Annotated in this window: 11 protein-coding genes; 7 read left to right on the top strand and 4 right to left on the bottom strand. The window is 74.1% G+C overall.

The genetic code is table 11. The features are described 5' to 3' along the window. Positions 1-5: 5 nt before the first annotated feature. Positions 6-974, top strand: a complete 969-nt coding sequence (locus K6I33_RS08225) for a PLP-dependent cysteine synthase family protein (RefSeq protein ID WP_229349346.1) — start codon at positions 6-8, stop codon at positions 972-974. Positions 975-1,007: 33 nt separating this feature from the next. Further along, on the top strand, positions 1,008-2,240 hold the full coding sequence (locus K6I33_RS08220; protein WP_229349340.1) for a NikS protein: 1,233 nt from the start codon (positions 1,008-1,010) through the stop codon (positions 2,238-2,240). A gap of 63 nt (positions 2,241-2,303) precedes the next feature. Here K6I33_RS08220 and K6I33_RS08215 read toward each other — a convergent pair whose 3' ends face one another. Further along, positions 2,304-3,518, bottom strand: a complete 1,215-nt coding sequence (locus K6I33_RS08215; RefSeq protein ID WP_229349338.1) for a transposase — start codon at positions 3,516-3,518, stop codon at positions 2,304-2,306. A 236-nt stretch (positions 3,519-3,754) separates the two neighbouring features. Between K6I33_RS08215 and K6I33_RS08210 the strand changes: the two genes are divergently transcribed. Further along, positions 3,755-4,342, top strand: coding sequence for a TetR family transcriptional regulator (locus K6I33_RS08210; protein WP_229349336.1), 588 nt, complete (start codon positions 3,755-3,757; stop codon positions 4,340-4,342). Positions 4,343-4,449: 107 nt separating this feature from the next. Here the strand turns inward: K6I33_RS08210 and K6I33_RS08205 are convergent, their stop codons facing one another. Both K6I33_RS08205 and K6I33_RS08200 read right to left on the bottom strand, forming a co-directional pair. Continuing rightward, entirely contained in the window at positions 4,450-5,430 is a 981-nt protein-coding gene (locus K6I33_RS08205) for an NAD(P)-dependent oxidoreductase (protein ID WP_229349334.1), read from the bottom strand. Continuing rightward, entirely contained in the window at positions 5,427-6,056 is a 630-nt protein-coding gene (locus tag K6I33_RS08200) for a ScbR family autoregulator-binding transcription factor (RefSeq protein ID WP_229349332.1), read from the bottom strand. The genes K6I33_RS08205 and K6I33_RS08200 overlap by 4 nt, the downstream gene beginning before the upstream one ends. A 105-nt stretch (positions 6,057-6,161) precedes the next feature. On the opposite strand from K6I33_RS08200, the gene K6I33_RS08195 reads away from it, so the two are divergent. The 4 genes from K6I33_RS08195 (at position 6,162) to K6I33_RS08180 (ending at position 11,438) form a co-directional block, all read left to right on the top strand. After that, entirely contained in the window at positions 6,162-7,112 is a 951-nt protein-coding gene (locus tag K6I33_RS08195) for a ScbA/BarX family gamma-butyrolactone biosynthesis protein (RefSeq protein ID WP_229349330.1), read from the top strand. A gap of 247 nt (positions 7,113-7,359) precedes the next feature. Beyond that, positions 7,360-8,265 carry an SGNH/GDSL hydrolase family protein gene (locus K6I33_RS08190; RefSeq protein ID WP_229349328.1) on the top strand — a complete coding sequence of 302 codons (906 nt, stop codon included), beginning with the start codon at positions 7,360-7,362 and terminating at the stop codon, positions 8,263-8,265. A gap of 190 nt (positions 8,266-8,455) precedes the next feature. Next, positions 8,456-10,306, top strand: coding sequence for a gamma-glutamyltransferase (ggt, locus tag K6I33_RS08185; protein WP_229349325.1), 1,851 nt, complete (start codon positions 8,456-8,458; stop codon positions 10,304-10,306). Positions 10,307-10,412: 106 nt separating this feature from the next. Next, on the top strand, positions 10,413-11,438 hold the full coding sequence (locus tag K6I33_RS08180) for a hypothetical protein (protein WP_229349324.1): 1,026 nt from the start codon (positions 10,413-10,415) through the stop codon (positions 11,436-11,438). A 19-nt stretch (positions 11,439-11,457) separates the two neighbouring features. Here the strand turns inward: K6I33_RS08180 and K6I33_RS08175 are convergent, their stop codons facing one another. Next, entirely contained in the window at positions 11,458-12,021 is a 564-nt protein-coding gene (locus tag K6I33_RS08175) for an isochorismatase family protein (RefSeq protein WP_229349322.1), read from the bottom strand. Between the last annotated feature and the right edge of the window lie 120 nt (positions 12,022-12,141).

The raw sequence follows: 12,141 nt of genomic DNA, 5'->3' as shown, positions 1-12,141 counted from the left end.
GACCCATGGCCGCTGCCGCCACCGCACACCAGGGCCCCGCGACGACCGGCACCCGCCGCATCGCCGACGGCCTGGAGGACCTCATCGGGGGCACCCCCCTGGTCCGGCTGTACCCGGAGGGCGCGGACCCGTCCGTCGAGGTCCTCGCCAAGCTGGAGTCCGCCAACCCCTTCTCCAGCAGCAAGGACCGGCCCGCGCTGCGCATGATCCTCGGTGCCGAGGAGCGCGGCGACCTCGTCCCGGGCGGCACGGTCCTGGAGTCCACCTCCGGCAACACCGGCATCGCGCTGGCCGCCCTCGCCGCCGCCCGCGGCTACCGCTGCGTCGTCGTCCTGCCCGACAGCGCCACCCCCGAACGCGTGGGCCTGCTGCGGGCGCTGGGCGCCGAGGTCGTGCAGACGCCCAGCGAGGACGGCTTCCCCGGCGCCATCGCCAAGGCCGAGGAGATCCACGAGCGCACCCCCGGCTGCTGGTACTCCCGCCAGCACGAGAACGACGACAACGTCCTGGCCCACTACGAGACCACCGGCCCGGAGATCTGGGCCGACACCGCCGGGAAGGTGGACGTGCTGATCGCCGGCGTCGGCACCGGCGGCACCATCACCGGCTGCGCCCGCTACCTCAAGGAGCGCAACCCCGCGATCGAGGTCGTCGCCGTGGAGCCGGAGGGCTCGCCGGTCCTGTCCCGGGGCTTCGGCGGCCAGCACCGCATCCCCGGCCTCAACGGCGGCTTCGTCGCCCCGACCACCGACGAGTCGCTCATCGACCACGTGCTGACCTGCGGCGACGACGACGCCCTGGCCGCCGCGCGGGCGCTGGCGATACGGCAGGGCCTCTTCGTCGGCGTCTCCTCCGGCGCCGCCGTGCACGCCGCCGCCCGGCTGGCCCGGCTCCCCAAGTACGCGGGGAAGACCATCGTCACCGTGCTGCCCGACACCGGCGAGCGCTACGTCAGCCTCTGGAACGAGTCCTGAAAGCCCCCGCACCGCCCATCACGAGGTGACCGTATGACCGCCCTGGTCCTCCACCGCGGATCGTTCCGCGCCAACCCCTACGAGCACTGGCTGGAGGGTTACGACGGGGACGTCGTCGTCCTCGCCTCCGGTGAACAACTCGCCGTGCACGGCGAGGAACTGCCGTCCGCCGCGCCCTTCACCCACGCCGAGGCCCTGCCCGGCTACGACACCAGCCCCCGCGTCGCCGAGCGGGCCGCCGAGCTCATCGAGCGGTACGGCGTGACCGACATCGTCGCCTGCCAGGAGAACGACCTGGAGCGCGCCGCCCACCTGCGCGTGCGCTACGGCCTGCCCGGCCCGCGCCCCGAGGAGGTCGTGCCCTACCGCGACAAGTGGGAGATGAAGCGCGCCGCCGTCCGCGCCGGCATCCCCGTCGCCGCCCACGCGCTCCTGACCGCGCCCCGGGACCTCACGGACTTCGCCGCCGCCCACGGCCTGCCCGTGGTGGTCAAGCCCCGGCGCGGCGCCGGCTCCATCGACCTGGCCGTGCTGCGCACGGAGGACGAGGTGGCCGGCTGGCTCGCGGGGGACCACCTCGCGGCACCGGGCGAGGAGCCCACCTGGCTGGTGGAGGCGTTCGTCGAGGGCGGGATGTGCCACATCGACGGCGTGGTCCTCGACGGGCGCGTCGTCACCATGTGGCCCTCGCGCTACACCTACGTCCTGGCCGACTACACCCAGCGCGAGGGGCGCATGGACATCGCCCTGGACGCCGGCGACCCGCTGCGCCACCGGCTGACCGCCTTCGGCGAGCGGCTGCTGGAGCAGTTCGGCGGCAGCGACCACTTCGCCTTCCACATCGAGGTGTTCCACACCCCGGAGGACGAGCTGGTGCTGTGCGAGGCCGCCTGCCGCGCGGGCGGCGCGGGCGTCCGGGACGTCCACCGCGCGATGTTCGGCTTCGACCCCGCCGAGCCGCCCGTCCGCCGCCAGCTGGGGCTTCCGTTCGGGTACGAGGGTGGCGGGAAGCCGGAGCGCATCGGCGGTCAGCTGCTCTTCACGCGGCGGCCCGGCACGGTCCACCGGATGCCCGATCCGGCGGGGATGCCCGAAGGGGTGGTCAAGCACCAGTACTTCGCGGCGCCGGGGGACCGGATGGAGGAGGCCTGGCACTCCGGGGACTTCCTGGCCGCCTTTGTGGTGGCGGGCGCGGACCGCGCGGAGTGCGAGGCGCGGATCCGGGCGCTGGAGGAGTGGTTCCTGGAGGGGCTCGACGTCCGCTGAGCGGGCGGGCGCGGCGGGGCGCGGCCGGTTCCGGGCGGCCGCCGGCCGGGGCCGTGCGGCGGGTCAGGCCGAGCGGGCGACGGCCAGCGGCCGGTCCGCGCGTTCGGCGGCCGAGCCGGCCAGCCGGCTGTAGGCGAAGGCGGCGGAGACCAGCGTCATGTGGTGGTGCCAGCCGGGGAAGGAGCGGCCCTCGAAGTCCCGCAGCCCGAAGTCGTCCTCCAGGGTCCGCAGGGCGCCGGCCGTCCGGGTGTGGTGCCCGGTGAGGGCGATGAGCTCCTCGGCGGAGTGCCGGGTGAGGTTGGTGATCCACACGGGTTCGTCGGCCTGCCGGCCGGGGACCCGGCGGGCGAACGCCCGGTGGACCGGGGGCGTCGTGCCCGTCCGGTCGCCGGGCCGCTCCGGCAGCCGCACCAGGGTGTTGAGGAGCCGGCGCGGCTGCCCGGCCGGGACGGTGCCGGGGGCGCCCAGCAGGGCGGGGAACTCGCCGAGGCCGTCGCCCTGGTGGACCAGCCGCCGCACCGGGACCGGCCCGCCCTGGCCCTCGCCGCGCGAGCGGCCGCCGGGGAGCACGGCCAGGGCCGAGGGCACGGCGACGACGAAGTCGCAGCCGGCGCGGTCGAGTCCGCGGATCAGCGAGGCCGCCTCCGCGCAGGAGCTCATGTCGGCGACCACGGGCAGCGGCATGGCGGTGGTCCGGGAGTGGAGCGTGTGGACCAGGTCGAGCACCTGCGCCGAGGCGGGCCGGTCGCCCACGCTGGACTCCGGTATGCGGGCCCGCTCGCGCAGGGCGTCGTCGTCGGTCCAGCGGGAGGGCAGCAGGATCCGCCAGCCGAGCGGCACCGGCCCGTCCTCGGTGGACAGGAAGATCCCCACACCCACCTGGCAGTTGACGGTGCGGCCCGAGGCCGGGTCGAAGCGGCGGTGGACGCCCACCGAGCTCTCGCCCCGCTTGGGGACGACCACCGTGCCGATGGTCCAGGCCCGGGGGGCGGCCCGCGGCAGGGTCCAGTGCGCGAGCGAGCGCATGGCCGGTCCCCAGTCCCACGGGCTGGCGTTGACGAACTGGTGCAGCGACTGCGAGGCGGTGGGCGAGGCCGAGACGGCGGCCGCCAGGCGGCGGACCGTCTTCTTGCCCGGGGTGGAGAGCAGGCCCTCCAGATAGGCGTGGGCCCAGCGCCGCTGGTCGGCGCGGGGCAGATAGCCGAAGACCTCTTCGGCGAAGGACACGAGTGGAGCGGTGCCCGGGGTGAACGGGCGGGTCGAATGGTGCACAGCCATCGCACGGTCCCTTCTGACGCGGACGGCACTCCCCGGCCGCGAGCGAAAGAATAGAGAACGATCGCTTTGTTTTCAAAACCCTGGGGTGTGTGACCTTGGAAACCTCGAGCGAGTGCCGGAGCTGCCGATCACTGGTCGTAAGGTGGTTGAACGCCGGTCGCCCACCGGCAAGTTGAAGCCGTCGTTCCGCAAAGGCGCGGTCCCATGGCCGATGACAGCGAATGTCTGGAGGGAGCATGGCCATGCAGGAGCGCGCCGTACGGACCCGTTCGGCGCTCGTCCGGGCCGCGGCCCGCGCCTTCGACCGCAACGGCTACGAGGGCACGTCCCTGTCCCAGATCCGCGCGGCGGCCGAGATGTCCATGGGGGCGCTGACCTTCCACTTCGCCACCAAGGGCGAACTCGCCGACGCCGTGCAGGACGAGGGGTGGCTCCTGACGGAGGCCCGGGTGCGCGAGGCGCTGGCGCCCTCCGGCGACCCGGTGGACGGCCTGGTGGCGCTCACCCTGGCGCTCGCCGCGCTGATGGAGGAGGAGCCGCTGGTCCGCTCGGCGGCCCGGCTCACCCGTGAGCGCGCCGGGGGCCGGTCCTGGACCTCCGCGTGGCTGCCGGCCGCCCACGGGCTGATCGAGCACGCCCGGTCGGCCGGTGTGCTGCCCCCCGTGGCGCGCCCCGAGGTGGTCGCCGACCTGGTGAGCCATCTGATCGTGGGCGCGGAGGCGCAGATCCGCGCCTCCGCCACCGACGCCGGGCGCCCGGCGGTGGACGTCGGCGGGCAGCTCGCCCGGATCTGGGACCTGGTGCTCCTCCCGGTGCGGGGCTGAGGGCGCCCCGAAGGGGCGCGGGGCAGTGTCGATATGCGGCTACCGCCGCGTGGGCGCGACCAGCCACGACGCACCGGCGGATGGTCGGCCTACGGTGCTGGAGCCGCTTACACCGTAGGCGTCAGGTGCCGCCGGTACCAGGGCGCCGCCTCCGCCAGCCGGGCGAGGACGCCCGGACCCGGCGGGCAGTCCGCCGCCCGCCACACCTCCGCGCTCGCGTACCAGTGGTCGCGGGCGAGCAGGGCGAACTGACGCTCGCTCATCCGCCCCGGGTTGTCGCGCAGGCTCGCGAGGCAGCGCTCCCACGGCCAGTCGGCCCCGGCGCTCGGCAGGACGCCGAGCCCGGCGAGCGCGTCCATCAGGTCGCCGTTGCGCACCGGCACCGGGTGGCTGGCGTGGTGGACCCCCGTCGGCACGGCGCGCGGGCCGCACGCCAGCTCCGCGACGAGCCGCGCCAGATCGGTGACGTCCACGGCCGACAGCAGGCCGCGCCCGCCGTCCCAGCGCGCCGGAACCCGGCGCAGCAGCTCGGCCAGGGCCGGCACCACCCAGCGGTCGCCCGCGCCCAGCACCAGCCCCGGGCGCAGGACCACGGCCCCGCTCTCCAGCATCGGGGCCTCGCCCGCCAGCCGGGTGCGGCTCGCGGGCGACGTGGGCGCGGGCCGGATCGCGTCGACGTCCGGGCCGGTGTGCGGCCCGGGGCCGTAGACGGCCGCGGTCGACAGGGCGACGACGCGGGGCACCGCCGCCCGGCGGGCCTCGGCGGCCAGCGCGACGGCGCCCCGGTGGTTGACCGCCTCGCACAGGCTCTCGTCCGAGGAGACGCAGGAGGCCAGGTGGAGGAGGGCGTCGGCCCCCTCGCACAGCCCCCGCAGCGAGCCGGGGCCGGTCAGGTCGCCGGCCAGGTCGCCGGGGAACCACTCGACGAGCGGGTCCGCGTTCCGGCGGGGGCGGCGCGTCAGCGCCCGTACGCGCACGCCCCTGCGGCCGAGTTCGCGCAGCGCTGCGGAGCCTATGAACCCCGTGGCGCCGGTCAGGACGACCAGCGGCCCGCTCGCCGACGGTCCCTTCACCGCCGGCCCGTTCACCGGCCGTCCGTCCCGGCCGGGCCGGGACAGGTGACCAGCCGCGCGCGGGCCTCCGGCGTGGCGACGCCGGGCAGCAGGTAGCGCCACAGCAGGGCCACGCGTTCGGGCAGGTCGGCGCGGTTGGTGGAGACCTGGGAGAAGAGCTGGGTGCCGGTGTAGCAGCTCACCAGGACCCAGGCCAGCTCCCGTTCGTCCACCTCGGGCAGGAGCTCGTCCCGGCCCCGGGCGGCGACCAGCTGCTCGTGGAAGCGGGCGGCCCAGTCCTGGTAGGCGGTGTCGTCCCGGACGCCGAACTCGCCCTGCTCGACGGCGAGCCGGACGCCGGCGCGCAGCAGCACATTGGTCTGGAGCTCGGTCGCCAGGTGGAGGGTGATGTCGATCAGGTGCTGGAGGCCGTCCTCGCCCTCGGGCATCACGATGCCCTCGCCCTGCTCGTTCATCACCGCCCGGGCGAGGTCCTCCTTGGACTTGAAGTGGAAGTACATCGCGCCCTGGGTGGCGTCCGCCCGTTTGATGATCTTGCTGACGCTGGCGCCACTGAACCCGAACTCGTCGAAGACCTCCGCGGCCGCGTGAATGATGGCCGCGCGGGTCCTCACCGCGCGGTCCTGTCTGGGCCTCGCCATGAGGTGACCACCCGTCATCTATCGACAAACAAAACGAACACCCTTTATCTTACGGCTCCAGTGTTTGAGGCAGAGCAGCAGCGTCAGAGCGCCCGGGAAGTCGGTATGTCCAATCTCGTTCAGCAAGCCCCCGTTTTGAGCACCACCTCCTCCATGCCCCCCGGCCTGGCCACCTGTGTGCCCCGGCAGTACGTCCACAAGGCGGCCATGGCCGAGGTCCTCCTCGCCGACTGGGCGCGCGTCGCCGACGAGACCTTCATCATCGGCGCCCAGTGGCCGCGGACCCACAGCTTCTACACCCCGGTCGACGGCCGCTACGACCCGCTCCTCTTCGCCGAGACCGTACGGCAGACCATCCCCCTGCTGTCCCACCTGGCCTATGACACGCCTTTCGGCCACCACCTGATCTGGGACCACTTCCGCTACGAGCTCGACCCGGCCGCGATGTCCGTGGCCGCCGTCCCCGCCGAGCTGGAGCTGCGGATCGTGTGCAGCGACGTCAAACGCCGTCAGGGCCGGCTCTCCGCCCTGGTGATGGACGTCACCGCGCTGCGCGACGGCATGCCGCTGGGCACCGCCCGGGCCCGTTTCACCAGCCACGCCCCGGCCGTCTACCGGCGGCTGCGCGGCGAGTACGGCGACCCGTCCGTCGTCTCCCGGGCCGTACCGCTGGCTCCGCCCCTGGCGCCGGTGCGCGTCGGCCGCGACCGCTTCCACGACGTGGTCCTCTCGCCCACCGACGCCGACGGCGTCTGGCAGCTGCGCGTGGACCCCAGCCACCCGGTGCTCTTCGACCACCCGGTCGACCACGCCCCCGGCATGCTGCTGCTGGAGGCCGCCCGCCAGGCCGCGCTCGCCGCGACGGGCCCGGACCACGGCACCGTCCTGGGCCTCACTACCGTTTTCAGCCAGTACGTGGAGTTCGACAGCCCCTGCTGGATCGAGGCCACCGTCCTCCCGGGGGAGGACGGCTCCCTCACCCGCACCCGGGTCACGGCACGCCAGAACGACCGCGAGGCGTTCTCCGCGGTCGTCGTCAGCACGGCCGGCCTCTGAGGCGGCCGCGCCGCGCCCGCGCCCGCGCCCCCGCGCGCGGCAGCGCGCAGCAGCGCCGACACGCCCTCGACGGCGCGGACTTCGCTGTCGCGCCGGATGGACAGGGCATATGGGAACCGCGTCCGCGTGGGGGCACGTCGCCGGATTGACAGACGGTAACCGGAAGGGGAGTCTGGCTCGAACTGATCGGTTACTGACTGGTCGGTCAGTAGGAAACGGCCCCCTTCACACCCTTTTTGGAGTACTTGTGGCACAGGTGCGAGAACGAGGCGCGCGGTACGGAAAGGCGCTCGCGGCGCTCGGCGCGGCCTCGGCCCTGACGGCCGGAGCGGCCGTGACGGCGGGCCCCGCGGCGGCGGCCACCCCGGCCGCCCGGGCCGAGAGCGCACGCTATGTCGCGCTCGGCGACTCGTACACCTCGGGTCCCGGCATTCCCGAGCAGACCGGCGGGGACTGCGCGCGCTCCAGCGTCAACTACCCCTCGCTGACCGCCGCCGAGCTGGGCCAGAAGTCCTTCAAGGACGTCAGCTGCAGCGGTGCGACGACCGACGACATGTGGAACACCCAGGCGGGGTCGGCCGGGCCCCAGCTGGACGCCCTCGGCAAGCAGACCCGCCTCGTGACCATCGGCATAGGCGGCAACGACATCGGTTTCGGGACCATCATCGGCAGCTGCGCCGCGCTCTCCGTCACCGACCCCGCCGGCGCCCCCTGCAAGAAGCAGTACACCGCCGACGACGGCTCCGACCGGCTCGCCCAGCGGATCAACGACGCCGCACCGAAGATCGCCAAGGTGCTGAAGGCCGTTCACGAGCGCGCCCCGTACGCCAAGGTCGCGCTCGTCGGCTACCCGTCGATCATGCCGGACAACGGCACGAGCTGCTTCCCGTCCGTGCCGATCGCCGCCGGTGACGCGCCCTACCTGCGGGACACCGAGAAGCGCCTGAACGCGATGCTCCAGCAGCAGGCGCGCGCGGCGCACGTCCGCTACGTCGACACCTACGCGTCGACCGTCGGCCACGACGTGTGCACCCCGGCGGCGGACCGCTGGGTCGAGGGCGCCACCCCCGAGAACCCGGCCGCGCCGTTCCACCCCAACGCGAAGGGTGAGGCGGCCATGGCCGGTGCGGTGTACGCGGGGGTCCGCGGCTAAACGCTCCGCGGGAGTCCGGTACGTCATCTGCCGGTGCGTCGTGGCTGGTCGCGCAGTTCCCCGCGCCCCTTCGGGGCGCTACCGGACCGCACCGGCCCCGGCGGCCGGCCCCGGCGGGGGCGAGTGCCCTGTCGGCGGGCGGGCTCCGCGAGTAGGCTCCGGGGCCCGTTCGTCCGTCACGGAGGCACTCATGGCCCTCGCCAGACCGAACCCCCGCCGGAGCCTGCCCGTTTTGGCGGCCACGGCCGCGCTCGTCGCCGGAGCGCTGGCGGCACCCGCCGCGCCCGCCGCGGCCGTCGGGCCCATCGCCGAGGCCACCCGCACCCCCGCCAAGACCCCCGTGGCCGTCGGCTACGGGGGCGCCGTGGCCAGCGTCGACGCCGACGCCTCCGCCGCGGGCATCGAGGTGCTGCGCAAGGGTGGCAACGCCGTGGACGCGGCGGTGGCCACCGCCGCCGCCCTCGGCGTCACCGAGCCCTACTCCGCCGGCATCGGCGGAGGCGGCTACTTCGTCTACTACGACGCCAAGTCCCGCAAGGTCCGCACCATAGACGGCCGCGAGCGCGCCCCGCTCAGCGCGACCAAGGACCTGTTCACCGAGAAGGGCAGCCCGCTGCCCTTCGCCGACGCCGTCACCAGCGGCCTGAGCGTCGGCACCCCCGGCACCCCCGCCACCTGGGACACGGCCCTGCGCTCCTGGGGCAGCCGGAGCCTCGGCCAGGTCCTGGCGCCCGCCCGGCGGCTGGCCCGCGACGGCTTCACCGTCGACGAGACCTTCCGCAAGCAGACCGCCGACAACTACGACCGCTTCAAGGACTTCCCCGCCACCGCCAAGATCTTCCTGCCCGGCGGCAAGCCCCCCGCCGTCGGCTCGACGCTGCGCAACCCCGACCTCGGCCGCACCTACGGCCTGCTGGCCGACCAGGGCGTGTCCGCCTTCTACCGGGGCGCGTTGGGGCGCGACCTGGTCCGGACCGTGCGCAAGCCGCCCGTCGACCCGGCCTCCGGACGCGTGGCCCGGCCCGGCGACCTGACGGAGCGGGACCTCCGCGCCTACGGCGCGCGCAAGCAGGAACCCACCCATACCTCCTACCGCGACCTGGACGTCTACAGCATCGCCCCCTCGTCCTCCGGCGGGACGACGGTCGGCGAGGCTCTCAACATCCTGGAGAACTCCGAGCTCAACCGGCTGCCCCAGCAGACGTATCTGCACCGCTACATCGAGGCCAGCCGGATCGCCTTCGCCGACCGCAACCGCTGGGTCGGCGACCCCGCCTTCGAATCGGTGCCCGTCCAGGGCCTGCTCTCCCAGCGCTTCGCCGACTCGCGCGCCTGCCTGATCAAGGACGGCGCGGCGCTCACCAGCCCGCTGGCGCCCGGCGACCCGCGCCGTCCGGGCTCGGGCTGCGCGACGGGCGGCCGGGCCGCGCCCACGCCGTACGAGGGGGAGAACACCTCCCATCTCACGGTCGCCGACAAGTGGGGCAACGTCGTCGCGTACACCCTGACGCTGGAGCAGACCGGCGGCAGCGGCATCACCGTGCCGGGGCGCGGCTTCCTGCTGAACAACGAGCTGACGGACTTCTCCTTCGCCCCCGTCAGCCCGGGCGTCCACGACCCCAACCTGCCCGGTCCGGGCAAGCGCCCGCGCTCGTCCCTGTCGCCCACGATCGTCCTGGAGCAGGGCAGGCCCGCCTTCGCCCTCGGCTCGCCCGGCGGCGCCACCATCATCACCACCGTGCTCCAGACGCTCCTCAACCACGTGGACCGCGGCATGCCGCTCGGCGACGCCATCGCCGCGCCCCGCGCCAGCCAGCGCAACGCGGCGGCCACCGAGCTGGAGCCGGGGCTGTGGGACAGCCCGCTGCGGGGCCGGCTGGAGGCCAAGGGGCATGTGTTCAAGCTCAATCCGGAGATCGGCGCCGCCACCGGCGTCCAGCGGCTGCCCGACGGGCGCTGGCTGGCCGCGGCCGAGAAGACCCGGCGCGGGGGCGGCTCGGCGCTGGTGGTGAGGCCGGAGGGGAAGCCGCCGGTGCGCTGACCGGCCCTCCGCGCGCGGGTGCCGCGCGTTCCCGCGCCGGATCGGGGCGGATTGGGGCGGCCGCCGCCGGGCCACGATCACTGATGTCATGAATGGGCGGCGGCGGTTGACACGGGTCCTGGCGGTACTGATCGGCGCGTTCGCGGTGTGGCTGTCGGCAGCCGGCACCGCGGACGCGGCCCCGGCGAAAGGAACTTCGGCGAAAGAGGCGCCGACCTGCCGGGTCGGCGCCTACCTCAGCGACCTCTACGATCTCGACCCCGCCAAGAACGCCTTCTCGGCGCGGCTGACCGTGTGGAGCGTCTGCCCGAAGCGCGAGCTGGACCCGCTGCCCGACGTGGCGTTCACCAACTCCAGCAACGCCGAGAAGAGCGAGCCCTCGGTGACGGAGGAGGGCGGCATGTTCCGGGACCTGGTGCGGATCCAGGGCGTCTTCCGGCAGGACTGGGACCTGCGCGCCTTCCCCTACGACCGGCACCGGATCACGATCAACATCACGTCCCGCAAGACGATCGACAAGTTCCGCTTCACCCCCGACAACGGGGACTCGGGCGCCAACGAGGGGATCGCCCCCGACGGCTGGAAACTCACCGGCTTCCGTCTGGCCTCGGTCGAGCAGCACTTCCCGACGAACTTCGGCGACGCCACGCTGACCCGGGGCAAGGGCAGCACCCGCAGCAGGCTGGTCATCGAGATGGACCTGGCGCGCGACGACCCCACGGCCTTCTGGCGGCTGACCGGGCCGCTCTACCTCATGGTGCTCCTCGCCACCGCCGCCTTCCTGCTGCCCACGCACGGCAAGGAGCTGGGCATGGCCGAACGGCTGGACTCGATGCAGAGCCGGCTGGCCCTGCTGGGCGGTGGTCTCTTTGTGGTGATGCTGAACCTCCAGCAGGTGAGCCAGGTCGTCACGAGCACGGTCGGGCTGACGCTCATCGACACGCTGCACCTGCTGACGCTCGTCTACGTCCTGCTGGCGGTGGTGGCCACCGTGCTGTCCTGGCGCTGGACGGTCCGGGGTGGCGACCCGGTGCGGGCGGAGCGGATCCACCACCGCGGCGCCTGGTTCGGGCTGGCGGGGTACGCCCTCGTCGCCACCGCGCTGGTGCTGTACGCCGCCCACCTGGGGTAGCCCGCCCGAGCCCGCCCGGTCAGCCGCGCAGCAGCGCGAGGATGTTGTCCGTGGTGTCCGTCTCGGCCAGGCGCGGGAGGACCCTCTCGACGGAGAAGCGGTGCACCTCGGGGTCCGGGTCGGTGACGGCGTCCGTGGCCACCGTCACGTGGTAGCCGTGCTCGTGGGCCGCGCGGGCGGTGGACTCGACGCCCGCACCCGTCGCGATGCCCGCGAGCACGACCTGGGTGACGCCCCTGCGGCGCAGCTGGAGGTCCAGGTCGGTGGCGTGGAAGGCGCCCCAGGTGTGCTTGGTGACCACGATGTCGCCGTCCTCGCGGCCCAGCTCGGGCACCAGCTCGGCGAAGTCGGCCGGGAGCCGGCCGGAGCGCGGCGGGGCCTCGGAGCGGCCGGGCGCGGCGCCGGTGACACGCACCAGGACGACCGGCAGCCCGCGCTCGCGGAAGGCGGTGGCGAGGCGCGCGCCGCGCTCGACGACGGTGTCGGCCGGGGGAGCGGGGTGGGTGGTGGGCAGGGCGACGATGCCCTTCTGGAGGTCGACGAGGACGAGGGCGGTCGTGGGGTCGAGCGTGGTGGCTGTCATATGGCCACCCTAAGAGAAAGAAAGGCAGCCTTGTAAGGCTGCCTTTCTTGTGTGCGGGGGTGCGGGACATGCGCGATGGTCTTGCCACGGGGAGTGACGGGACCTACGGTCGCATGCACA

Origin of the sequence: Streptomyces sp. UNOB3_S3, from assembly GCF_020740895.1 — a bacterium.
In the GTDB taxonomy this organism is placed as follows: Bacteria; Actinomycetota; Actinomycetes; order Streptomycetales; family Streptomycetaceae; genus Streptomyces.
This window is presented reverse-complemented; position numbering and strand designations above follow the sequence as displayed.